The sequence below is a fragment of the Citrobacter sp. Cf132 genome, assembly GCF_030333885.1.
Classification (GTDB): Bacteria; Pseudomonadota; Gammaproteobacteria; order Enterobacterales; family Enterobacteriaceae; genus Citrobacter; species Citrobacter freundii.
This window is the reverse complement of sequence record NZ_JAOWFA010000071.1, coordinates 515,926-540,033: the sequence shown is the minus strand read 5'-3', so window position 1 is coordinate 540,033 and position 24,108 is coordinate 515,926. Positions and strand designations below refer to the sequence as shown.

General features: G+C 54.5%; 23 protein-coding genes. 10 read left to right on the top strand and 13 right to left on the bottom strand.

Annotation, left to right across the window (positions count from 1 at the left end; all coding sequences use genetic code 11):
* Window position 1 precedes the first annotated feature (1 nt).
* Window positions 2-2,146 carry a TonB-dependent receptor plug domain-containing protein gene (locus tag OGV85_RS23120; RefSeq protein WP_061547900.1) on the bottom strand — a complete coding sequence of 715 codons (2,145 nt, stop codon included), beginning with the start codon at window positions 2,144-2,146 and terminating at the stop codon, window positions 2-4.
* 289 nt (window positions 2,147-2,435) lie between these two features.
* Between OGV85_RS23120 and cueR the strand changes: the two genes are divergently transcribed.
* Entirely contained in the window at window positions 2,436-2,846 is a 411-nt protein-coding gene (gene cueR, locus OGV85_RS23115; protein WP_003021822.1) for a Cu(I)-responsive transcriptional regulator, read from the top strand.
* Here the strand turns inward: cueR and OGV85_RS23110 are convergent.
* From OGV85_RS23110 to OGV85_RS23095, 4 genes are read right to left on the bottom strand one after another with little or no spacing between them, the layout of a single operon-like run.
* The gene (locus OGV85_RS23110) at window positions 2,843-3,559 is read right to left on the bottom strand and encodes a DUF3142 domain-containing protein (protein WP_061547899.1); all 717 of its coding nucleotides are present in this window, start codon (window positions 3,557-3,559) and stop codon (window positions 2,843-2,845) included. The two genes, cueR and OGV85_RS23110, sit on opposite strands and share 4 nt — an antisense overlap.
* A complete protein-coding gene (locus OGV85_RS23105) occupies window positions 3,529-5,673 on the bottom strand; it encodes a PA5441 family protein (protein WP_181522613.1) in 2,145 nt (714 codons plus the stop codon). The genes OGV85_RS23110 and OGV85_RS23105 overlap by 31 nt, the downstream gene beginning before the upstream one ends.
* Before the next feature lie 19 nt (window positions 5,674-5,692).
* Window positions 5,693-6,151, bottom strand: coding sequence for an NfeD family protein (locus OGV85_RS23100; RefSeq protein ID WP_003021832.1), 459 nt, complete (start codon window positions 6,149-6,151; stop codon window positions 5,693-5,695).
* Complete coding sequence (locus OGV85_RS23095; protein ID WP_003021835.1) at window positions 6,148-7,065, bottom strand: SPFH domain-containing protein; 918 nt, start codon at window positions 7,063-7,065, stop codon at window positions 6,148-6,150. The genes OGV85_RS23100 and OGV85_RS23095 overlap by 4 nt, the downstream gene beginning before the upstream one ends.
* A gap of 134 nt (window positions 7,066-7,199) precedes the next feature.
* Between OGV85_RS23095 and fetA the strand changes: the two genes are divergently transcribed.
* Entirely contained in the window at window positions 7,200-7,877 is a 678-nt protein-coding gene (fetA, locus tag OGV85_RS23090; protein ID WP_003021838.1) for an iron efflux ABC transporter ATP-binding subunit FetA, read from the top strand.
* Complete coding sequence (gene fetB / locus OGV85_RS23085; RefSeq protein ID WP_003835795.1) at window positions 7,864-8,643, top strand: iron efflux ABC transporter permease subunit FetB; 780 nt, start codon at window positions 7,864-7,866, stop codon at window positions 8,641-8,643. The genes fetA and fetB overlap by 14 nt, the downstream gene beginning before the upstream one ends.
* A gap of 78 nt (window positions 8,644-8,721) precedes the next feature.
* On the opposite strand, the gene OGV85_RS23080 is transcribed toward fetB, so the two are convergent.
* The 3 genes from OGV85_RS23080 to tesA are packed head-to-tail and all read right to left on the bottom strand — an operon-like array spanning window position 8,722 to window position 11,057.
* Window positions 8,722-9,576: a co-chaperone YbbN gene (locus tag OGV85_RS23080; protein ID WP_003021844.1), complete on the bottom strand. Its 855-nt coding sequence runs from the start codon at window positions 9,574-9,576 to the stop codon at window positions 8,722-8,724.
* Between the two features lie 58 nt (window positions 9,577-9,634).
* Window positions 9,635-10,405: an SDR family oxidoreductase gene (locus OGV85_RS23075; protein WP_061547895.1), complete on the bottom strand. Its 771-nt coding sequence runs from the start codon at window positions 10,403-10,405 to the stop codon at window positions 9,635-9,637.
* A gap of 28 nt (window positions 10,406-10,433) precedes the next feature.
* Window positions 10,434-11,057: a multifunctional acyl-CoA thioesterase I/protease I/lysophospholipase L1 gene (tesA, locus tag OGV85_RS23070; RefSeq protein ID WP_032932667.1), complete on the bottom strand. Its 624-nt coding sequence runs from the start codon at window positions 11,055-11,057 to the stop codon at window positions 10,434-10,436.
* On the opposite strand from tesA, the gene ybbA reads away from it, so the two are divergent.
* The 6 genes from ybbA (at window position 11,028) to OGV85_RS23040 (ending at window position 18,285) form a co-directional block, all read left to right on the top strand.
* Window positions 11,028-11,714, top strand: coding sequence for a putative ABC transporter ATP-binding protein YbbA (ybbA, locus tag OGV85_RS23065; protein ID WP_003021853.1), 687 nt, complete (start codon window positions 11,028-11,030; stop codon window positions 11,712-11,714). The genes tesA and ybbA overlap by 30 nt on opposite strands.
* Window positions 11,711-14,125 carry a putative ABC transporter permease subunit YbbP gene (ybbP, locus tag OGV85_RS23060; RefSeq protein ID WP_061547894.1) on the top strand — a complete coding sequence of 805 codons (2,415 nt, stop codon included), beginning with the start codon at window positions 11,711-11,713 and terminating at the stop codon, window positions 14,123-14,125. The genes ybbA and ybbP overlap by 4 nt, the downstream gene beginning before the upstream one ends.
* A gap of 188 nt (window positions 14,126-14,313) precedes the next feature.
* Window positions 14,314-15,447 (top strand): porin, encoded by a 1,134-nt coding sequence (locus OGV85_RS23055; RefSeq protein WP_003021860.1) that lies wholly within the window; start codon window positions 14,314-14,316, stop codon window positions 15,445-15,447.
* A gap of 275 nt (window positions 15,448-15,722) precedes the next feature.
* A complete protein-coding gene (locus tag OGV85_RS23050; RefSeq protein ID WP_003021862.1) occupies window positions 15,723-16,553 on the top strand; it encodes a MetQ/NlpA family ABC transporter substrate-binding protein in 831 nt (276 codons plus the stop codon).
* A gap of 63 nt (window positions 16,554-16,616) precedes the next feature.
* Entirely contained in the window at window positions 16,617-17,633 is a 1,017-nt protein-coding gene (gene sfbB, locus OGV85_RS23045) for a virulence-associated ABC transporter ATP-binding protein SfbB (RefSeq protein ID WP_003835783.1), read from the top strand.
* Window positions 17,626-18,285, top strand: a complete 660-nt coding sequence (locus tag OGV85_RS23040; RefSeq protein WP_003021866.1) for a methionine ABC transporter permease — start codon at window positions 17,626-17,628, stop codon at window positions 18,283-18,285. The genes sfbB and OGV85_RS23040 overlap by 8 nt, the downstream gene beginning before the upstream one ends.
* Here the strand turns inward: OGV85_RS23040 and mnmH are convergent, their stop codons facing one another.
* The 5 genes from mnmH to ppiB form a co-directional block, all read right to left on the bottom strand.
* Complete coding sequence (gene mnmH, locus OGV85_RS23035) at window positions 18,286-19,371, bottom strand: tRNA 2-selenouridine(34) synthase MnmH (protein ID WP_061547893.1); 1,086 nt, start codon at window positions 19,369-19,371, stop codon at window positions 18,286-18,288.
* 96 nt (window positions 19,372-19,467) lie between these two features.
* Window positions 19,468-20,535, bottom strand: coding sequence for a 5-(carboxyamino)imidazole ribonucleotide synthase (gene purK / locus OGV85_RS23030; protein WP_061547892.1), 1,068 nt, complete (start codon window positions 20,533-20,535; stop codon window positions 19,468-19,470).
* Window positions 20,532-21,041, bottom strand: a complete 510-nt coding sequence (gene purE, locus OGV85_RS23025; RefSeq protein WP_003021871.1) for a 5-(carboxyamino)imidazole ribonucleotide mutase — start codon at window positions 21,039-21,041, stop codon at window positions 20,532-20,534. Before purE ends, purK begins: the two co-directional genes overlap by 4 nt.
* A gap of 238 nt (window positions 21,042-21,279) precedes the next feature.
* A complete protein-coding gene (gene lpxH, locus OGV85_RS23020; protein WP_061547891.1) occupies window positions 21,280-22,002 on the bottom strand; it encodes a UDP-2,3-diacylglucosamine diphosphatase in 723 nt (240 codons plus the stop codon).
* A gap of 2 nt (window positions 22,003-22,004) precedes the next feature.
* The gene (ppiB, locus tag OGV85_RS23015; protein ID WP_003021875.1) at window positions 22,005-22,499 is read right to left on the bottom strand and encodes a peptidylprolyl isomerase B; all 495 of its coding nucleotides are present in this window, start codon (window positions 22,497-22,499) and stop codon (window positions 22,005-22,007) included.
* Window positions 22,500-22,672: 173 nt separating this feature from the next.
* Between ppiB and cysS the strand changes: the two genes are divergently transcribed.
* A complete protein-coding gene (gene cysS, locus OGV85_RS23010; RefSeq protein WP_003831109.1) occupies window positions 22,673-24,058 on the top strand; it encodes a cysteine--tRNA ligase in 1,386 nt (461 codons plus the stop codon).
* Window positions 24,059-24,108: the final 50 nt, after the last annotated feature.

The window sequence follows — 24,108 nt, the reverse complement described above, 5'->3', positions numbered from 1 at the left end:
GTCAGAAATTCCACGCAAAGCCAACGGCGGCATTGAAACCAGCGTCTGGAATAGATTCATGCGCGGTTCTGTAACGCTTGTCGGTCAGGTTGTTGAGCGCGAGGTTGACCTGATACTGATCCTGCGGACCGAACTCGGTGTTGAATGCAAGGTTAAGCGTGGCCCAGCCTGGGTAGTTGATTTCCGTGGTGCCGGTATTATCTTTGGCGCTGGACGCCGCGCGGATAAAGACATCGGACGTCAGGTTAGCGGCGTTCATCAACCAGGTATGTTTCAGGCCGACGCGCCCGGTCAGAGTGGGTTCGCCGGTATCCCAGGTTTTAAGGGTATTGCCTTCGTACTGACGGCGAATGAGATTACCGCTCAGGTAAGGTGAAACTGCCCAGCCGTTGTATTCTGCGGTGAGTTCCATGCCCCAGGTTTTGGCCCGATCGATGTTGTCGTAGTAGTAATAGCCGCCCCGTGAAGAGGTGGTATTACCGCTGCATACGGGTTGACCTGAACAGGCCAGGCTGGCGATATAGTCTTTGGCTTCGGAGTAATAAATGGCGCCGTCAATCAGCCACATATTCCCTTTATACCGTGCACCCAGCTCATAGTTATTCGAGTGTTCCGCCTTCAGGTTTGGGTTGCCGTAGGTTACGCTGCCGCCTGCGGACGTCTGCATAAACAGCTGAGTCAGCGTGGGGAAGACATAGCCTTGGGCATATGCAGCCCGAAGTTCAAGATCTTTAAAACCGGAATAGCGTAGGCTGGTTGAGGTCACCAGTTCATCATCGTGAACGGAATTTCCTCCGGTGGATTGCCAGGTGCTGCCGCTGCTTTGCAGGGTTTGCGTATCGTTGCGATTGAGCTTCGAAGACAGCCAGTACTGGCGTGCGCCCACGGTCCACGTCCAGTCATCGGCAAAGCGCCAGTCGTTTTGCGCGAACAATGAGGTGTTGCTTTGCTCCGCTTCGTTGTATGACAGGGTACGTGTTTGCGTATCGAAGAAGCCGGTAGCTGCGGTCTGGCGCGTACTGCCGTCCGTGTCCTGTTTTATTTTGTCATGCTGATATTGAGTGCCAATCACCAGCTCGTTGTTAGCAGGCAGGGAGAAGTTGCTCTGTAGCGTTACCCCTTGGGTATACTGTTTGTCGTTGGTATTGGTCTGATTGCTGACCGTCAGCGCTTTAATCATCGGGCTGGGGATAACTTGGGTCGTTTTGACCCGGTTTTCAAATTTGCGCTCTATTGTCTGGCTGTATGCGTCAATATGGATGTTCTTCAGGTAATCCCCATCGGCCGCGTAGTCGTAGAAAAGACCGATTTTCTCGCGTTCCAGCTTAGGTATTTTGACGCTAAAGTCGTCGAACTGGCCCTCTGGATCGTCAAACCAGGTTTGAGTAGACAGTTTGTAACGATCGAGGGAGAGCCCAATTTTGTGGCGATCGAAGTTGTAACCCAGCCATACGCCCTGGCCGTTATTGCGGAAGTTGGTGTTGGGCAATCTTCCGTCAGGCGTATCGCGGTCCCCCTGGTCGGAATAGCTGCCATTGATGCGGTAGTCAAAGTTTCCGATGCTCCCCCAGGCCGCTGCCGACTCTTCCCATCCTGCCGTTGCGGAGTTATAAACAGCCTTAACGCTGCCGCCGAGAGGCTTATCACCGCCTTTTTTGGTAATAAAGTTTACGACACCGCCAATCGCCTGCGAACCGTAGAGGACAGAATAGGGGCCTTTGACCACTTCAATCCGTTCCAGCGCGGATTCGTCAATCAGCAAACCGGCTCCGTAGTTTTGTCCGGCACGTTGGTAACTGACGACCTGGCCGTCGATCAAAATCAGCACCCGCGAAGACGCTTCGCCACGGATACGAATTTGTTTCCGCCCTGCGAGGGCGTTATCGGTGACTTCGACGCCGGGAATATCTTGTAAATCATCAGCAATAGAAACGCTGGTGGAGTTTTGCAGCGTCTGGCGATCGATAACCTGTATGGTTGCTGGGCTATCCCAAAGGCTACTTTCTGTGCGGTTAGCCGTGACGATAACCGTGTCTTCGTCGGACGTAGAAGCGTGTGTTGGAGAGGTAGCTGCAAAAGCGGCGCCGGACATGCATAATGTCAGGGCTGAAAGAATAAATGGCCTTTGGTTATTCCGTGGCAACATAAGAGAACCTTTATTGAATGTAAATGATCATCATTATCATTCGCGTTTATATATAAAATTGTTTCCCTTTGTTCAAGATGAAAGATGTAGAACCAATATATCTTTTGATTTGAGTCAATTTCGTGCAGTCATTAAATGCATAAATGTGATCTAAATCGGATATAACAATGTGAATTAAAAGGATTTGTGCATCGCGGTGAGGGTGGGAAATGTGCAGGGTTCTCGGGTAAATCATCAGGACAATCTGGGCTATAATGGGCTCAGTACCAACAAGATCCGCGGGGGAAATGTGAATATTAGCGATGTTGCGAAAAGAACCGGTTTGACCAGCAAAGCGATACGCTTTTATGAAGAAAAAGGCTTAGTGACGCCGCCGCTGCGTAGCGAAAATGGCTATCGCACATACAACCAACAGCATCTGAATGAACTTACGCTGCTGCGCCAGGCACGCCAGGTGGGTTTTAATCTCGAAGAGTGCGGCGAACTGGTGAATCTGTTTAACGATCCGGCGCGTCATAGCGCAGATGTGAAAAAGCGTACCTTAGAAAAGGTCGCGGACATTGAGCGGCATATCAGCGAGCTGCAGGCCATGCGCTTGCATTTGCTGGCACTGGCGGAGAGTTGCCCTGGCGATGACAGCGCCGAATGCCCGATCATTGATAACCTCTCCGGCTGCTGCCACCATAAAGCGAAGGCTTAACGGCGAGGGGGATTAAGCATAAATACCACCGTGCCGCGGTACCACGGGGATTTCTCAAGCTGCGCTTCAGCCTGCGGGTCCCGGCTACCGTTTTGCACCAGCCCCAGCTTAAACGGAATGCGCAGACGACTGAGTGCGGGCAGATACGCCTGATAATTCGTTACCGTATGACGGCCCTGATAGCTCTGGACCACCAGTTCATCGACCGCCAGCGCATTCAGCGTGGCGACGTCGCCCGTTTTTGCCCAATCCAGCAGTCCAGTCACGCCAAGTGCAAACTCGGCCGGTAACTGTTGGCGTAATTGCTGCAGAAAGCGGGCGTAATCGGCAAGCTGATGGGTCGCCGCGTCAAAATCAACCTGCAGGCCGACTACATGATTCCCGGCGGCCTGCCAGCGTTGCATCAATCTTATGATGCGAGCCGGGATCGCCTCCGGTACGTCGAGCGTGGTAAAGCGCACGGTCAGCCAGATCGAGGGAAAAGACAGGCGGCTGGCCGGCAGCCCGAGACGCTGGAAAACCACGTTACCCGAACGAACCAGCACCTCACCCTGATGCAGATAGACCGTTTGTGCGTCTTTCAGTTCGTCACTGGCCTTCACGCCGGACCACAGCCAGAAGGCCGGATGCTCACGGGCGGCGACGATATCTGCCGCCTGCGGCTGGCCTGTCAGCAGCGCGGTTACCAGTAGTATTTGAGTTTTTGCGCCCACGGACTTCCCGGATACTGCGTTTTCAGTTGGGTGAACCAGCCTTTACGCTGCAGTTTATCCACTTCCTCACCGCCGCACTCGTTAGAGCCTGACGGCGCATAGCACATGATGGCGCGATACAGCGCGAAGCTCTTGTCTTCAACCTCTGCTTTCGGCGAAGTGATCACCTGCTGATAGTAGCGTTGCCTGTCGAACTGACCGAACGGCTCCTTGCGCGATATTGCTGATTCAAGAACGTCGTTGCCAGCACTGTTTTTCCACAAATCGACGTGGGTTTGCGTGGTGCGGAAGAATTCGCCTAAGCAGTTCAGCGCGTGGGCATCATCCGCTTTTTTGCTCAATACCGTCACCGTTTCATTAAGGCTGCGACAGGTGTAACCGCGCTCGGCAGCGTCGCCGTTCCAGTCGAAAATACTCAGATTAACGTCATCAAACGCGTCGCCAATAACCGGCGGAGTAATGGCGCTGGCCAGTTTTCTGTCATTCAACCAGTCGCCAAAGCGGTTTTCGGTAAGATCGCGTACCAGCAGCGTATGCAGGGCGATGGTACGCTCTTCATTGTTAGGTCCATGGACGGCCTGCTGGCGCAGCAGTTCAGGCGAGGCCTGTGTTTTCAGTATCTGCGAGCGAAAACGCAGGTTGGTTACTGCGCTTTCTGGGGCAAATACCGCCGCCACGTCGCCGCTATAAACCAGCGTTGCGGCGAGCTTAGCCTGTACATACTGCTGCTGTTCGTTGTCCTGGCTGAGTTTTAGCAACTGCAGCCAGAAATCACTCGCCGCGCGCCAGTTCTTCTGGCCCATCAGCGCTTCGCCGTACAGCACTTGTTCGCTGAAGGCGAGGGTATCGTGAATGGCGAGTTTCTGCGCTGGCGTAACTGCCTGAATAATCGCCGCGTAGTTCTCCGTCGCCAGCCACAGATTCAGTTGCAGATCGCGCCATAGCGGCAGTTTTTGGCTCTGCTCAAACACCGGTTTGCTGGCATCGAGCTGCGCCTGGGTCAGCGTGGGTTTACTGTTGTTATCCAGACGCAGCGCGCGCAGTAGTTCGATATAGCTGACAAGCGGCGCATCGGGGAATGCTTCCACCACGGACTGTTCGTAGAACGCCATACCGTAGACATTATCGTATTCGATGACTATTTCTCGCAGTTGCCGAGCGTCAGCCGACTGCTGGAGCGTCTGCTCATACAACCCGGCCAGCTGCGGCCACGCCTGTAAATACCAGTTTATGCGACGCAGCATACCGCGCGCGGAGTCGGCATACAGGCCTTGCGGGAAGCGTTGCAGGTAGGCTTGTGCCTGCGTCTGAGCCTGAGTCGCGTCCTCGCGGTTAATTTTTGCAATATCAAAATCGCCGTATTCGCCCACGCTGTTCTGGCTGCTCTTGTTCAAGGCCGCACGCATCAGCATGTATTGCGCGGTCTCTGCCAGCCACGGGCGCTCACTTTTGGCAAGCTGAGTGAAATCCCGTTCGGCGCTGGCATAATCACCGGCATAGAAACTGGCAGCTGCGGCCAGATAATTTTTATAGGACTGAGCGGGTGAATCAGCCGGGAGGGTGGCAAGTGAAGACTCAATTTGCTCGCGGGTTGCCCCGGATAGCAGCCCCGTACGCGCCTGGGCTAAGGCCTGGCGCTGTTCCGCTGTTAACGTCGAGTCGGCCAGCAGTGCGGCAAAAAATGCGCTGACGCTCTCGGTGTTATTCGAAACATGACGGTTCTCAAGCTCAGCGTCGTTGACGTTTATTTCGTCTGCGCTAATGTTCAGTTCGGCCATCTGTCGGGAGAGTGGGTTGTCTGCGGCGGATGCCGGAGCAGCGGCTGGCTGCGAGGTTGCCTCATCCCATTGCGGGTGATAGGCAAAATAGAAATCCCGGGAGCGGGTGATATCTGCTGGCATTGATTGTACCGGCAGAGCAAATGATTTTTCCTGGCTCAGCAGCCGCAGCAGGTTGTCGCGACTGTCGTTTTCAGGGTTGAAGGTCGGCGTGCCTTTCAGCAGGCAGCTGTCGTCGCTCCATTTGCAGTCTTCCATATCGAAAGAGGCGAATGCCTGCGGGGCGGCGGTCAGTAATGTGCAAAGGGCAAAGGCAAGGGGTGTCTTCCTGACCATAGTCTTATTTCCTGTCTTTTTAGTGTGATACCGCTTTAATAATCAGGGTTATCCCTTCAACGGCAATGACTTCAACCTGCGTTCCGGCGCTCAAATCGTCGCTGGCGCTAACGGGCCATGAGCTATCGCCGACGCGCATGTGTCCGCGACCATTGACCAGGGCGGTTTCCAGAATAAATCGTCGGCCAACCAGCTGCTGTCCGCGCTGGTTAAGATGGCTGTCGGCGGGTTTCTGCTCCTGAACGCGCCTTGCCAGCCATTTCCACCACAGCCACGCCGCCAGCAGGGTGAGGACGGCGAACATTGCCCCCTGCCACGCCCAGTCTAGCGGAACGAGCCAGACGACCAGACCGGTAATCACCGCTGCCACGCCGCTCCACAGCAGATAGCCGTTGCCGCCCAGCATCTCGGCGGCGAGTAGCAAACCGCCGAGGCTGAGCCAGAAGATGTGCGGGTGCACCAGAATCATCGCTATCATGATTTTTTCCGCTCGCTGGCGCTGTCCTTAACCAGTTCGGCGATCCCGGCAATAGAGCCCATCAGGCTGCTGGCATCCAGCGGCATCATCACCACTTTGCTGTTATTCGACGAGCCGATATGCTGCAGCGCTTCGGTGTATTTCTGTGCCACGAAGTAGTTCACTGCCTGAATATCCCCAGCAGCAATGGCCTCAGACACCATCTGCGTTGCGCGAGCTTCGGCTTCTGCTGAACGTTCACGCGCTTCAGCCTGTAAAAACGCGGACTGGCGTTCACCTTCCGCTTTAAGGATCTTCGACTGTTTCTCACCTTCGGCCTTGACGATTTCTGCCTGACGGATCCCTTCGGCCTCAAGAATGTAGGCGCGCTTGGTACGTTCGGCTTTCATCTGCGCGTTCATCGCGTCGATAAGTTCTGCCGGAGGACGCACGTCGCGGATCTCGATACGGGTGATTTTGATGCCCCAGGGATTCGTGGCTTCATCAACAATATGCAGCAGGCGCGTGTTGATGTTGTCGCGTTGGGAGAGCATTTCATCGAGTTCCATCGAACCGAGAACGGTACGAATGTTGGTCATGGTCAGGTTGATAATCGCCAGTTCCAGGTTGCTGACTTCATAGGCGGCTTTCGGCGCGTCGATCACCTGAATAAAGCACACGGCATCAATTGCGACGTTGGCGTTATCTTTGGAGATGACTTCCTGAGAAGGGATATCAAGCACCTGTTCCATCATGTTGATCTTACGACCAATGCGGTCCATGAACGGCACAACAAGGCTTAAACCCGGTTGCAGGGTTTTGGTGTAACGGCCAAAACGCTCTACCGTCCACTGATATCCCTGCGGGACGATTTTGACGCCAGCGCCGACGATCACCAGCGCGACAAAAATAAGAATAGGAATAAAAATGAGCATTGATGAAACCTCCTGTTGTGCTGTCCTTTACTGCCTCATTAATCAAATTATACCCGATTTATCAAGGTGGGCTCCCTTATAATAAATTACAGGCATAGACTGTCTGCACGAAAGATGTAAAAAAGGAATGGGTAATGGAAGAAAGCAGTATTTTGCTTCAGTTAAAAAATGTCGCATGGCAGGCAGGGGAGACGCAGGTTCTCAATAACATCAGTTTTGATCTCCGCGCCGGAGAATTTAAGCTGATTACCGGCCAGTCCGGCTGTGGGAAAAGTACGTTACTCAAGATTGTGGCGTCATTAATGAGTCCGACTGCCGGTGAAATTCTCTTTGAAGGCAAGGAGATAAATACCCTCAAGCCGGAAACGTATCGCCAGCAGGTCTCCTATTGTGCGCAAACGCCTGCTTTATTTGGTGACACCGTTTACGACAACCTCATTTTCCCCTGGCAAATCCGTAACAAACGTCCGGAGCCGGATGCGTTTCTGAGCGATCTGGCCCATTTTGATCTCCCCGAGACGATCCTCAAAAAAAGCATCAATGAGCTGTCCGGTGGCGAGAAGCAGCGCGTCTCGCTAATTCGTAATTTGCAGTTTCTGCCCAAAATTCTGCTGCTTGATGAAATCACCAGCGCGCTGGATGAGGCTAATAAACGTAATGTGAACGAATTAATTCACCACTATGTTCGCGATAAGAATATTGCGGTGCTGTGGGTGACGCACGACAAAGATGAAATTACGCATGCGGATAATGTCATAACCCTTCAACCGCACGCCGGAGAAATGCAGGAAGCACGCAATGAACGAGCATAATATTACCAATGAGTCCCTGGCATTAGCGATGATGCTGGTGGTGGTGGCGATCCTGATTAGCCACAAAGAAAAACTGGCGCTGGAGAAAGATATTCTCTGGAGCGTTTGCCGGGCAGTGGTTCAGCTGATTATCGTCGGCTATGTGCTGAAATATATTTTTGGCGTTAACCACAGTATTCTGACCTTACTGATGGTGCTGTTTATCTGCTTTAACGCGGCTTATAACGCACAAAAGCGCAGTAAATATATTGATAAAGCTTTCCTCTCGTCGTTTATCGCTATCACGGTGGGGGCGGGGCTAACGCTGGCGGTGCTGGTTTTGTCTGGCTCTATCGAGTTCACGCCGATGCAGGTCATCCCGATCTCCGGCATGATTGCAGGCAATGCGATGGTGGCAGTGGGGCTGTGTTACAACAATCTGGGACAGCGGTTTAACAGCGAACAGCAGCAAATTCAGGAAAAACTTAGCCTCGGCGCGACGCCGAAAGTGGCCTCTGCGCCGCTGATTCGCGACAGCATTCGCGCCTCGCTGATCCCAACGATCGACTCTGCAAAAACGGTAGGGCTGGTAAGTTTACCGGGGATGATGTCCGGGTTGATCTTCGCGGGTATTGATCCAGTAAAAGCGATTAAATATCAGATTATGGTGACGTTTATGCTGCTTTCTACCGCCAGCCTGTCGACCATTATTGCCTGCTACCTGACTTATCGGAAGTTCTATAATTCGCGCCACCAATTAGTCGTAACGCATTTGAAGAAGACGTGATGTGATGCCGGAGGGATCGGTATTGGTAGAATTTGTATGCCCGATAAGCGCAAGCGCCATCGGGCAAAATCAAACGGATTAGTACAACAGTGCGTACAGTTGGCGGCGGTATTTTGAGGCCAGCGCATCGCCGGTTCCGAGTGCGGCAAGGATCTCCTGGAAGGTCTTACGTGCCTGACCGTCGGCAGCAGTGAGATCTTTCTTCAGGTGGCTGAACAGCAGTTCCAGTGATTCCTCGTTACGTCCGACCTGATGTAACTGGATGGCTAGTTGAGTTGCCAGCACCGCATCCTGCGGATTGCTGGCGACTTGCTGCTGCAGCTGTTGGATTTCCGGCGTATCCGCCGCCTGCTTCAGCAGTTCTATCTGCGCCACCAGTCCCTGATAGCGGGTGTCCTGATCCTGCAACGGAATGGTTTTCAGCACCGCTTCGGCATCGTCAGAACGATTGAGGGCGATTTGCGTTTCCGCCAGCAGCAGGCCAATTTCGCTGCTTTGGTTGGAGATCTGCCAGGCTTCTTTCAGCAGCGGCAGTGCATCCGCGTGATTACCGGCTTCGATGAATTCGATAGCCTGACGCGCTTTCAGCTCTTCTTCGCTCGGCAACACTTTTTCCAGCAGTGCGCGGATAACCTCTTCCGGCTGCGGGCCCTGGAATCCGTCTACTGGCTGACCGTTCTGGAACAGATAAACCGTAGGGATGGCGCGCAGGCCAAACTGAGAAGCGATCATCTGCTCGGCGTCGCAGTCGAGCTTGGCGAGAATAAACTGACCGTTGTACTGGGCGGCAAGGCTCTCCAGTACCGGCGTCAATTGCAGGCAGTGCTGGCTGCGCTCAGACCAAAAATAGAACAGGACCGGCGTGGTCATCGACTGTTCAAGGGTCTGCTGCAGGTTCGATTCGTTAATGTTAACAATATTCTGTGTGGACATGGAGTTACTCTCTTTTGTCGATTTCTTGTTACATGGGGGCTGACGCGCGTGCTTCAACTCAACCCTGTAAAATTTTGTCCATTATGCGGCCTGGCAAGAGGCGTTTAAGTAGCATCACTGCCCAGGTCACCAGCGTAACCGGATAACGTAGCTTTGGTTTATCGCTCTCAAATGCATGACGTACTTTGGCGACAACCGCTTCTGGTCCCAGCGTAAAACGCGCGGCAATGCCGGGGTTCTCGACGGGCTTATCGCTCTGGGTCTGGTTGACGTTTTCGGTAAAGCGGGTACGGATGGGGCCGGGCTCAATCAGGCTGACCTTAATGCCGCTGTGGCGCAGTTCCATACGCAGCGCGTCGGACCAGGCTTCCAGCGCATATTTACTGGCGGCATAGGCGCCGCGTCCCGGCGTTGAGATCAATCCCATCACCGATGAGGTCATCACGATACGCCCTTCGCCGTGAGGGAGCATAGCGGGCAACAGGCGCATGGTAAGCTGATGTGCGCCAAAGAAGTTGGCGGAAAATTGCTGTTCCATCTGTTCACGGCTGATGGTGGGCAGGGGACCATAGACACCGTATCCGGCGTTGTTAAAGATCCCATATAAACGATTATCGGTCAGGGCGATCACTTCATCGGCGGCACGATCCACGCTTTCGGGTGAATCCAGATCCAGCAATACGCCAGCGAATCCCATACTGTTCATACGCGCGACATCGTCAGGTTTGCGACAGCCTGCCAGAATTTGAAAACCCTGGCGCTTTAGTTCAAGCGCGCTTTCCAGACCGATTCCGCTGGAACATCCTGTTATTAAGACCGATTTTTGCATAACTTTACCTGTCAGGATCTCCGTTGTTTTATGAGTCGTGATTTACTAGAGGAGTGAGATGTTGCGCCATCCAGTCGGCAATAAACGGCTGAGCGTCACGGTTAGGATGAATACCATCATCCTGCATCCACTGGGGTTTCAGATAAACCTCTTCCATAAAAAATGGCAGCAGAGGAATATCAAACTCTTTGGCGAGCTTTGGATAAATCGCGCTAAAGGTTTCATTATAACGGCGGCCATAGTTTGCCGGCAGACGAATTTGCATCAGCAGCGGTTCGGCATTTGCCGCTTTGACATCCTGCAGAATCGTGCGCAGGGTTTGTTCGGTTTGCGCAGGCGCAAAGCCGCGCAGGCCATCGTTACCGCCAAGTTCGACCAGCACCCAGCGCGGCTGGTGCTGCTTGAGTAATGCAGGTAGACGGGCCAGACCTTGCTGCGAGGTGTCGCCGCTAATGCTGGCATTCACCACTGGCGTTTTGGTTTGCCATTTATCATTAAGTAGCGCAGGCCACGCGGCGCTGGCGGACATACGGTATCCAGCGCTCAGGCTGTCACCCAGAATTAATAACGTGTCCGCAGCGGCGGCGCGGAAAGTTAACAGGACCAGGAACAGGAAAGGCCAATGCCAGCGGAAAACATTGTTGAAGTTCATCATCTTAAGAAATCCGTCGGTCAGGGTGATCAAGAGCTATCCATCCTTACCGGAGTTGAACTGGTTGTCAAACGCGCCGAGACCATTGCGTTGATTGGCGAGTCGGGATCGGGGAAATCCACGCTGCTGGCGATCCTCGCCGGGCTGGACGATGGCTCCAGCGGTGAAGTCAGCCTGGTGGGGCAGGCGCTGCACACTATGGACGAAGAAGCCCGGGCGCAGCTGCGGGCGCGGCACGTGGGTTTTGTCTTCCAGTCATTCATGTTAATTCCAACCCTCAACGCGCTGGAAAACGTCGAACTACCCGCGCTGCTACGCGGCGAAAATAGCGGAAAAAGTCGTGACGGGGCAAAAACGCTGCTGGAGCAACTGGGGTTGGGAAAACGTCTTGATCATCTTCCGGCCCAGCTTTCCGGCGGGGAGCAGCAACGCGTAGCGCTGGCACGGGCGTTTAACGGACGCCCTGACGTGCTGTTTGCCGATGAGCCAACGGGCAATCTGGACCGCCAGACCGGAGACAAAATCGCCGACCTGCTGTTTTCTCTGAACCGGGAACACGGTACCACCCTGATTCTGGTGACCCATGACCCGCAGCTGGCGGCGCGTTGCGATAGGCGTTTACGCCTGGTGAACGGACAGTTGCAGGAGGAGGCATGATTGCACGCTGGTTCTGGCGCGAATGGCGCTCGCCTTCATTACTGATTGTCTGGCTGGCGTTAAGCCTGGCGGTGGCCTGTGTACTGGCGCTTGGCAATATCAGCGATCGCATGGAAAAAGGGTTGAGCCAGCAAAGTCGTGAGTTTATGGCGGGCGATCGGTCGCTGCAAAGTTCGCGCGCCGTACCGAAAGCGTGGATTGACGAGGCGCGACAGCGTGGTCTGAAGGTGGGTGAACAGCTCACCTTTGCCACCATGACCTTTGCCCGGGATACGCCGCAACTGGCGAACGTCAAAGCAGTGGATGATGTGTATCCGATGTACGGCACGCTGCAAACCAATCCGCCGGGGCTGAAACCGCAGCCGGGCTCAGTGCTGTTGGCCCCGCGTCTGATGGCGCTACTCAACTTAAAAATCGGTGATTCCATCGACGTTGGCGATGCCACCCTGCGCATCGCCGGAGAAGTGGTGCAGGAACCGGATTCCGGTTTTAATCCCTTCCAGATAGCGCCGCGCCTGATGATGAACATGGCGGATGTCGAAAAAACGGCGGCGGTCCAGCCGGGAAGCCGTGTGACCTGGCGCTATAAATTTGGCGGTACGCCACAGCAACTGGAAGCCTATGAAAAATGGCTGCTTCCGCAGTTAAAGCCGGAACAGCGTTGGTATGGGCTGGAGCAGGATGAAGGGGCGTTGGGGAAATCACTGGAGCGTTCGCAACAGTTCCTGCTGCTGTCGGCACTGTTAACGCTACTGCTGGCGGTTGCTGCCGTTGCCGTGGCGATGAATCATTACTGTCGCAGTCGTTACGATTTGGTGGCGATATTAAAAACGCTCGGTGCGGGCAGGGCGCAGCTGCGCAAGCTGATTATTGGCCAGTGGCTGATGGTGCTGGCGCTGTCTGGCTTGACCGGCGGGCTGTTCGGGCTGTTATTTGAGCGGGTGCTGGTGGTATTACTGAAGCCAGTTCTGCCCGGTGAGCTACCGCCCGCCAGCCTTTGGCCGTGGCTGTGGGCACTCGGTACGATGACCGTCATTTCTCTGTTGGTGGGGCTACGCCCTTATCGCTTGCTGCTGGCGACGCAGCCGCTGCGGGTACTGCGTCGCGACGTGGTGGCAAACGTCTGGCCGCTTAAGGTCTATCTGCCCGTAGCAACGATAGTTGTGGTTGCGCTGCTGGCCGGATTGATGGGCGGAAGTATGCTGCTGTGGGCGGTACTGACCGGGGCGGTGGTGCTGGCGCTGCTGTGCGGCGTGTTGGGCTGGATGCTGCTTAACCTGCTGCGTGGTCTGACGCTGACCTCGTTGCCGCTGCGTTTGGCGGTCAGCCGGCTGTTGCGCCAGCCGTGGTCAACGCTGAGCCAGCTGTCGGCATTTTCGCTGTCCTTTATGCTGCTGGCGCTGTTGCTGGTGCTGCGCGGCGATCTCCTCGATCGCTGGCAGCAGCAAATGCCGCCGGAAAGTCCAAACTATTTTCTGATCAACATTGCCACCGAGCAGGTGGCTCCGCTGAAGGTTTTCCTTGCTGAGCATCAGGTGATCCCTGAGTCGTTCTACCCGATAGTGCGGGCGCGTCTGACGGCGATCAATGAGAAATCGACCGAAGGCAATCAGGATGAAGCGCTGAACCGCGAGCTTAATCTGACCTGGCAGGATACCCGCCCGGATCATAACCCGATCGTTGCCGGGAGCTGGCCGCCAAAAGCGGGCGAAGTGTCGATGGAAGAGGGGCTGGCGAAACGGCTGAACGTTAAGCTTGGCGATCGGGTGACCTTTATGGGGGATACCCAGGATTTCAGCGCCACGGTCAGCAGTCTGCGCAAAGTGGACTGGGAAAGCCTGCGACCAAACTTTTTCTTTATCTTCCCTTCCGGCGCGCTGGATGCTCAGCCACAAAGCTGGTTAACCAGCTTTCGCTGGGAGAACGGCAACGGCATGCTGACGCAGCTTAACCGCGAATTCCCGACTATCAGCCTGCTGGATATTGGCGCTATTCTCAAACAGGTGAGTCAGGTGCTGGAGCAGGTGAGCCGCGCGCTGGAGGTGATGGTAGTGCTGGTCACCGCTTGCGGTATGTTGCTGCTATTGGCGCAGGTGCAGGTCGGGATGCGTCAGCGTCATCAGGAACTGGTGGTCTGGCGCACGTTGGGCGCAGGCAAGAAGCTGCTGCGTACCACACTGTGGTGCGAGTTCGCCATGCTCGGGATGGTCGCCGGACTGGTGGCGGCCATCGGGGCGGAAACTGCGCTGGCGGTGCTGCAAACCCGCGTGTTTGATTTCCCCTGGGAGCCAGACTGGCGGCTGTGGGTTGTGTTGCCGCTTTGTGGGGCATTGCTGCTCTCTCTCTGTGGCGGATGGCTCGGTTCACGTCTTCTTAAAGGCAAAGCGCTGTTCCGTCAGTTCAGCAGTTAATTCATATTCGTGATGATTACGCACCGGTTTTTTTAAATCGGTGCTTTTTTTTATCTATGTAGCACAAAATGATAACTCATTGATATTTAACAGCACAGAACAATAAAAACCCGACAACACGAGTGTATTAATAAACGTTAATATTTGTATGCTGAATAATTGGCAGGCTATCTATCAAGGTACAAATAATGACTATAAAAAAAACGGCGCTGGCGGTATCGATCGGCGCAGCAGTGGCATTAACGACTTTCGCCTCCCAGGCGGAAATCACGGTCCTGAAACAAGATCCGCAGGCGGGCAACCCGCTGAGCCGTCTTAATTTCACCGTCGGCGGGAGTATTCGTCCGCAGTTCCAGAATATGGCCGGTGACGATGGTAAGAATGGCTACAAACGTAATGGCTTCGACGGTGGAACGCGTTTCCGCTTCGCTGCTGACTACTATCTGTTTGATGACATCAGTTGGGTGAGCTATTACGAGCTGGGCGTTAACTTCCCGGCGATGTTCAACTGGGACAATCACTATGCTAACGGCGCCAACGATACTACGCGTCGTATGCTGTACACCGGTCTGAAGAGCGCGACCTGGGGTACGCTGACCTTCGGTCAACAGAACAGCATTTACTATGATGTGGTGGGCGCGAAAACGGATATCTGGGACTACGACATGATCGGCCAGGCGCCAGGTAACGGTATCAATGGCGACTACGACGGTTCCTATCGTACACGTAAGTCACTGAAGTATAAAAATACGGTAGGCGATGTTGATCTTTACGCGTCTTATCTGTTCAGCGATGACTACAACCCGAACAACGGTTTGCGCTACAAACGTAAAGGCGGCGGCTCCCTGGGTGTGGATTATCACATCACCGATGACCTGACCTGGGGTACGGCGTGGAACTACACCCGCGCGGAAATGCGTGGCAACACCAGCAAAACCTACGATCAAAACATCGTCGGTACTGCGCTGAGCTGGAAACCGGACAACTGGACTTTCTCGCTGGGCGGCGGTTGGTATCAAAACTTCATGACCACCAAAAAAGTCTCTGTTAATGACTATTTTGCCGGTGACGCCTGGGGTCTGGAATACTTTGCGGGATATACCTTCCCGGTTGGCCAGTATGCGCTGAAATCCGTGCAGCCATACTTTATGGGCGATCGTATTGAATACGTGAATGGCCGTAACTACCTGCGTACCGACAACGGTGTGGGTATCAGCTTCCAGCTGGATTACGGTTTCCGTGTGGATTACGAACACGTCTTCACCTCCAGCACCGACAATCTGGGCGACATGAACCTGGTGCGTCTGCGTTACGACTTCTAATCGAACGCCTGCCGCCCGATGCGCTTGCGCTTATCGGGCCTACGAGAGCAGGGGGATCGCGTTATTTGTAGGCCGGATAAGGCACTTGTGCCGACATCCGGCTTTTTCATGCCTTCTCACATTTAAAAACACACTCTGCAACATCATGAAATAATTTCAAGGACAGCAGGTTGTGATCTGTGTCATGTTAACAATCAGCCTGTTAACAGGCCAACAAGAACAACGCCGCAAGAACGGCGTGAGACATGACACCACAACGTTAAAATGGAGAGATTATGGGATTGCGTCAGAGTTTACGCGTCGCGACCGGGGCGCTGTTACTGGCCTGTGGATTACAATTTGCTCATGCGAACAGTGATCCGCACACCATCGTATTTGGCGTCGCACCTGGGCCGTACGGCGATATGGTAAAACAAGCCATTGCCCCTACGCTGAAAGAGAAAGGCTATAAGGTAGTAGTACGCGAATTCAGCGACTACGTGCAGCCTAACATGGCGCTCTCCAATGGCAGCATCGATGCTAACCTGTTCCAGCATTCACTCTATTTTGACAAATTCACCGCCGATAAAGGCCTGAAACTGAGCAAGCTGATTGTGGTCCCGACGGCCGGGATGGGTTTTTACTCACATAAAATCAAAAGCCTGGATGAATTGAAAAAAGGGGATGTGATCACGCTTTCCAACGATCCCACCAACCTGGCTCGCGGTCTGCGTTTTCTGCAGTCTATTGGCCTTATCACCATCAAAGATAACATCGATCCAACTAAAGCCTCCGAGCGCGATATTGCCAGCAACCCGAAAGGGCTGGTGTTTAAACCGCTGGAAGCGGCACAACTGCCGCGTACGCTGGACGGTGTGACCGGTGCGCTGGTCAACGGCAACTTTGCCGTAGCGGCAAAACTGGATCTCGCCAGCGCCATCAAGCAGGAACACCTGGACGAAAATCTGAAAAATATCATTGCGGTACGCAGTGAAGATGCGGATAAACCATTTGCGAAAGATATTGTCGAGGCGGTGAAATCTCCGGCGTATCGTGCGGTGATCGACGATCCGCAAAATATCTACAGCGCCTTCCAGAAACCGGAATGGATGTCGGCAGCCCAATAATCGCTGCGCACAAGGGTTAACAGGGGCAGCGACGACTGCCCTTTTCGCATTTCTGAGGTGGCTATGATTGAGATTGAGAAAGTTTGCGTAGATTTTAGCGCAGGCCGTGGAGCATCAACCCGGGCGGTTGATGACGTTAGCTTGCGCATTGGCGCAGGTGAGATATTTGGCATTGTCGGGACCAGCGGCGCGGGAAAAAGTACGCTGCTGCGCACCCTGAACGCCTTAACGCGTCCGAGCCAGGGAAGCGTTAAGGTGAACGGCGTAGAAATTTCCGCACTGGAAGGCGCGCATCTACGTAAAGCCCGTCAGCGTATCGGGATGATTTTTCAACATTTTAATCTGATGCATACCCGTACCGTGGCACAAAACGTCGCCTTTAGCCTGAAGGCTGCCGGATGGGAACGCAGTAAAATTGGCCCGCGCGTGAGCGAAATCCTGTCGCTGGTGGGGCTATCAGACAAGGCGAACCGTTTTCCGGTTCAGCTCAGCGGTGGGCAAAAGCAGCGTGTGGGTATTGCCCGCGCAATTGCCAATCACCCGGATGTGCTGCTGTGTGATGAACCCACTTCCGCGTTAGATCTCGAAACCTCGGCCACGATTCTGGCGTTGCTTAAGCAGATCAACCAACAGTTGGGGATCACGATCGTGCTGATCACCCATGAGATGAACGTAATCAAATCGATTTGCGATCGCGTGGCGGTGATGTCCGGTGGCAAGGTGGTGGAGTCTGGTGAGGTGTTTGATGTTTTTGCTCACCCGCAGCACGCTTTCACTCAGCAACTGGTGTCGCATACCCTCAATCTGACGCTACCCGAGCGTCTGCGCCAGCATCTGCCCGGCCAGTTGCTGAAAATTCTTTTTATCGGCGATTCGGCAGAACAGCCGGTGTTGTCAGAAGTGGCGGTTAAATTTGGCGTGGCGGTGAACATTCTGCACGGCAAAATTGAATATATCGGCGAACGTGCGCTGGGGATTCTGGTGGTGCAACTGACCGCGCCGCATAACCCTTCTGCGGTGGATGTCGCCGTGGAACATATTCGTCAACGTACTGCACAGGTGGAGGTGATTCGTGGATGATTTATTGCCTGATTTGACGCTGGCGTTTAATGAAACCTTCCAGATGCTGAGCATCTCTACGCTGTTGGCGATTATTGGCGGTCTGCCGCTCGGTTTTCTTATTTTCGTTACCGACCGGCATTTATTCTGGCAGAACCGTTTTGTGTATCTGCTCAGCTCCGTGCTGGTGAATATTATCCGCTCGGTGCCGTTTGTGATCCTGCTGGTTCTGTTGTTGCCGCTAACCCAGTTTTTGCTCGGCAATACCATTGGACCCATCGCGGCATCGGTCCCACTTTCGGTAGCTGCAATTGCTTTCTATGCCCGTCTGGTTGATAGCGCGCTACGTGAAGTCGATAAAGGCATTATCGAGGCGGCGGAAGCGTTTGGCGCCAGCCCGATGCGCATCATCTGCACCGTTCTGTTACCGGAGGCGAGCGCGGGTCTGCTGCGTGGGCTGACGATAACGCTGGTGAGTCTGATCGGTTACTCCGCAATGGCCGGTATCGTTGGCGGCGGTGGAGTCGGCGACCTGGCGATTCGCTTTGGTTATTACCGCTACGAAACCCAGGTCATGATCGTCACCGTGGTGGCGCTGATTATTCTAGTGCAAGTCGTTCAGGTGCTGGGCGACTGGTTGGCGAAACGCGCAGACAAGCGCGACAGACATTGATTACTGTACGCTAAGCCAGTCAGCCACCTCCTGCCATGAGCCGTGAAAGACGATTTTCGCGGCTTTCTTTTCCAGCTGATAGCGATACATCGGGTCGTAATACTCGTTGAGCAACGGCACCAGCCAGCCCATATGCGCGTCGGTGCTGCCCGTTGCCTGCTGTTCGCGCAGAGCCACGTCGAGCAGGGTGGTCAGCTCGGCAAAACGTTGCAAACCCAGACGACGGCGGATAGCAAACAGACCGTGGTGCAGATACTCGCTGTACTCCTGCCAGCCCTGACTCTCGCCATAAGCGTGAGTGAAATCGTGGTGCATGCGCACAAAATACTCTTCGCGCAGTCGCTCCAGCCGTAGCTCAAAAGGATCGTCCACCACCGCAATAGCAGCCTGGCTCATGCGTTCGCGCAAACATTCGGGCAGATGATTAGCGCCGATCATGCGGCCTTCGTCTTCAAGTACCCACAGACGCAGATCCTGACGGCTGTCGGTTTTCAGCATTTCGACCGCCAGCAGGTTTTCAAAGCTTGCCTGGCTCAGCTGCGGCTCAACGGTGCGACCAAACGAGGAACCGCGATGGTGCGCCAGACCTTCGAGATCCACACCGTTTGGCTGCTGTTGCACTAGCTGCGTTTTACCGTTCCCGGTACAGCCGCCTATTAAGACGATCGGTTTTTGTACCAGCTCTTCAGTCAGTTGAATCGCCGCCTGACGCAATGCTTTATAACCGCCTTGTATTAGCGGGTAGTCAGTACCGGACTCGTGCAGCCATTGCTGCACAATGTGCGAACGCTGGCCGCCGCGCGCGCAGCATAAGTAGCCCGCAGGATTTTGACGACAGGCATTCAGCCAGGCCTTCATGCGTTGCTGGCGAGTCTCGCCACAGACCAGTTGATGGCCGAGCGCGAGGGCGGCCTCAGGCCCCTGACGTTTGTAACAGGTACCCACGGCAGCACGTTCGTCATCGTTCATTAAGGGAAGGTTTATTGCGCCCGGCATGGCGCCCTGCTGAAATTCGACGGGGGCGCGTACATCGATTAAAGGCGTACCAGCGAGCAGAATTGCGCGATAGTCCGTTCCATCGTTCATGTTTGATCCTGAAAATACAAAACAGCAATGGAGGGGATTTTACGCGCCAGGGGAGGGGCCGGGGAAGGATAAAATCCATTCCCCGGCATTAATGGCTTATTTCAGCTTTGACTGCGCCCAGATAATACCGCTGGCATATTCCAGCGGCAGCAGGGGGATAAGCGCTTCCAGTGTCGCGCTAAGGCGCGCGGTATCGCTGTCGCTCAGGTTCAGGTGACCCACCTTACGCCCTTCACGCACTTCTTTGTCATACCAGTGCAGGTGTACCAGCGGCAGCTTCAGCCAGTCGTAGTTCAGGTCGCTACCAATCAGGTTTACCATCACCGAAGGATGGTTCACCACCGGCGTCGGTAACGGCAGGTTGGTAATGGCACGCAGGTGCAGCTCAAACTGGCTAATGCTGGCGCCGTTTTGCGTCCAGTGCCCGCTGTTGTGCACGCGCGGAGCCAGTTCGTTGATCAGCAGACCTTCCGGGGTGATGAAACACTCCATCGCCATCACGCCGACATAGCCCAGCTCCTGCATGATGGCAGAGAGCATCGCTTCAGCCTGTGCCTGCTGTCTGGCGTTAGCCTGCGGGAACACCACGCTGGTGCGCAGAATACCGTCCTGATGCAGGTTATGGGTCAGGGGATAGAAAACGGTGCTGCCGTCATGCGCCCGAGCGCCAACCAGTGAGACTTCGCCAGAGAAGTTGATTCCCCGCTCGACGATGCACTCGCCATAGCAATCATCCGGCAGTTGTGCGGTTTCATTTGCGCGCAAACGCCACTGTCCACGACCGTCATAGCCGCCGACGCGACGCTTGACGATCGCCAGCTCGCCGAGTTTGTCGAATACCGCAGACCATTCGCTTTTATCTGCCAGCAGTTGCCACGGCGCGGTCGCCAGACCGAGCTTGTCAAAAAGCTGCTTTTGCGTCAGACGGTCGGCAATAATCGGGAAGACGTCGCGGTTAACAAACGCCGGGTGGCGCGCCAGTTCGCGAGTGAGCGCCGTTTCCGGCCAGCGCTCAATCTCTGCGGTGATCACGCTTTGCTGAAAAGGGACAGCAGCCGGTTCAGCGTCCAGCCCGACGGGCCAGACCGCAATGCCCAGCGGCTCGCCGGCCTGGCGCAGCATGCGTCCTAGCTGACCGTTACCGAGTACGCAGACCTGCTTCATGCCGCACCTCGCGGGTCCGGATTCTCCAGTACCTCATCGGTTTGTGCTTTGCGCCAGTCGTCCAGACGCTGGTGTAATGCGTTGTCGTGTGTAGCCAGAATTTGCGCTGCCAGTAGGGCCGCATTGGCCGCACCCGCTTTGCCGATCGCCAGCGTGCCGACCGGAATACCGCGCGGCATTTGAACGATGGAGTAGAGGCTATCTACGCCGCTCAACGCTGCGCTTTGCACCGGAACGCCGAGAACTGGCACCAGCGTTTTCGCCGCAATCATGCCTGGCAAATGCGCTGCGCCACCGGCTCCGGCAATAATCACCTGAAAACCGTTCTCTTCAGCGCTTTCGGCGAAGCTGAACAATTTGTCTGGGGTGCGGTGGGCGGAGACGACTTCAACATGATGCGGAACGTCCAGGATTTCGAAGATTTCGGCGGCGAACTGCATGGTAGCCCAGTCGCTTTTGGACCCCATCACGATGGCGACACGCGCCGGATTATTGCGGGAAGACATGCGTCTGAAAACTCCTGTGGTGCACTACACTCGACTTTTGAGGCCACAGAGAATAGCATAATTAACCTTCAAGGAAAACGATTGCGCGCTTTACACTTCACTCTTCAAGCTGCCTCTTTGTTGGCTGCATCTGCTCACCCCAGTCACTTACTTTTGTAAGCTCCCGGGGACTCACAGATTTGCCGCCTCGATGCAACTCGAATAGTTTTGTGTAAAGAGGAACTGGATATCTGCAGAATTAAAACGGAAACGCGACTAGCTCAACGTCGCTGGGCGTGACTTTCACCATTGAGCCTTCGGTATGCCATGCGCCTAATACCACGCGGAAAGCGGGTTGCTCATTGGCCGTGAGTTCGTGGACAGCCGGACGGTGTGTATGTCCGTGAATTAACCACTGGACCTGATGTTTTTCCATCTCGTTAATCACGGCCTGCGGATTCACATCCATGATTTCCAGCGATTTACTGCTGTTGGCGGCTTTACTGTTGGCGCGCATTTTTGCGGCAATGCGCTGGCGAACAAACAGGGGCAGGGCGAGAAACAGCTTCTGTAGCCAGGGTTGATGCACTTTGGCGCGAAACGCCTGATAGCCTGCGTCGTCGGTGCATAAGGTGTCGCCATGCATGATCAGCACCTTGCGGCCATACAGATCGAGCACTTTTTCTTCGGGAAGCAAGGTCATGCCGCTCGCACGGGCAAAACGTTTGCCGAGCAGAAAATCACGGTTGCCGTGAATAAAAAAGCAGGGGACGCCGGAATCTGCCAGCGTTTTTATCGCTGCGGCCATTTCATGATGCAGCGGATTCGGGTCGTCATCGCCAATCCAGGCTTCAAACAGGTCGCCGAGAATGTATAGCGCATCGGCCTTGCGCGCATCGCCGGCTAAAAAACGCAGAAAACCGGCGGTGATCGCCGGTTCTTCTGTGCAGAGATGAAGATCTGCAATAAACAGTGTCGCCACGATTACTCGCTGACGGTCACGTTTTCGATGATAACGTCTTCTTTTGGCACATCCTGGTGCATACCGCTGCGACCGGTGGAAACGCCTTTGATTTTATCAACCACGTCCATGCCTTCAACAACTTCAGCGAACACGCAGTAACCCCAACCCTGCATGCTTTCACCGGAGAAGTTCAGGAAGTCGTTGTCAGCAACGTTGATGAAGAACTGTGCGGTTGCGGAGTGCGGAGCCTGAGTACGCGCCATTGCCAGCGTACCACGGGTGTTTTTCAGACCGTTGTTCGCTTCGTTTTTGATCGCTTCTTTCGTGGCTTTTTGCTTCATTCCTGGCTCGAAACCGCCGCCCTGGATCATGAAACCGTTAATAACACGGTGGAAAATGGTGTTGTTGTAAAAACCTTCGCGGCAGTAGTCCAGGAAGTTTTTAACTGTTTCAGGCGCTTTATCATCAAACGTTTTGATTACGATATCGCCGTGATTAGTGTGGAAAGTAACCATTTTTGCATCCTGTTCCGATAGATTGGTGCTTCGACCCCGTCAGGGGTCAGAGTTAGGGGTGTGTTATAGCATAACCGCAAGCTGTGATCACCTCGCAAAGTGTGCTGCTTCCGGTCTAAATTATGGGTATTATACAGACTTTACTATCCACACACGTCTACACGGAATCTTCGATGTTAAAAATCTTTAATACACTGACGCGCCAAAAAGAGGAATTCAAACCTATTCATGCCGGGGAAGTCGGCATGTACGTGTGTGGTATTACCGTTTACGATCTCTGTCATATTGGCCACGGACGTACCTTTGTTTCTTTCGACGTCGTCGCGCGCTACCTGCGCTTCCTCGGCTATAAGCTGAAGTATGTACGCAACATTACCGATATTGATGACAAAATCATCAAGCGCGCGAATGAAAACGGTGAAAGCTTTGTCGCATTGGTCGACAGAATGATCGCGGAAATGCATAGCGATTTCGATGCGCTGAATATTCTGCGCCCGGATCTGGAGCCGCGCGCTACGCACCATATCGCTGAAATTATCGAAATCACTGAGCAGCTGATTGCCAAAGGTCACGCTTACGTTGCTGATAACGGCGACGTGATGTTCGACGTGCCGACTGACCCGAACTACGGTCAGCTGTCACGCCAGGATCTGGATCAGCTGCAGGCGGGTGCTCGCGTTGACGTGGTTGATGTGAAGCGTAACCCGATGGACTTCGTGCTGTGGAAAATGTCCAAAGAAGGCGAGCCGAGCTGGCCGTCTCCATGGGGCGCAGGTCGTCCGGGTTGGCACATCGAATGTTCGGCGATGAACTGCAAACAACTGGGTAACCATTTCGATATTCACGGCGGCGGTTCGGACCTGATGTTCCCGCACCATGAAAACGAAATCGCGCAGTCCACCTGTGCGCATGACGGTGAGTACGTTAATTACTGGATGCACTCCGGGATGGTGATGGTTGACCGCGAGAAAATGTCTAAATCGCTGGGCAACTTCTTTACCGTGCGCGATGTGCTGAAATACTACGACGCCGAAACCATTCGCTACTTCCTGATGTCGGGTCACTATCGTAGCCAGCTCAACTACAGCGAAGAGAACCTGAAACAGGCGCGTTCTGCGCTGGAGCGTCTGTACACTGCACTGCGCGGTACCGACAAATCCGTTGCCCCTGCGGGTGGCGAGGCCTTTGAAGCACGTTTCATTGAAGCGATGGACGATGACTTCAACACGCCGGAAGCTTACTCCGTGCTGTTTGATATGGCGCGTGAAGTTAACCGCCTGAAGGGTGAAGATATGGCGGCGGCTAACGGTATGGCTGCGCATCTGCGCAAGCTCTCCAGCGTGCTGGGACTGCTGGAACAGGATCCGGAAGCGTTCCTGCAAAGCGGGGCGCAGGCGGATGACGGTGAAGTTGCTGAAATTGAAGCGTTAATCCAACAGCGCTTAGATGCGCGTAAAGCGAAAGACTGGGCGGCAGCTGATGCCGCGCGTGACCGTCTCAATGAGATGGGCATCGTGCTGGAAGACGGCCCGCAGGGCACCACCTGGCGTCGTAAGTAACGCTCTATATTGCCGGATGGCGGCTTACGTCTTATCCGGCCTACGATGGA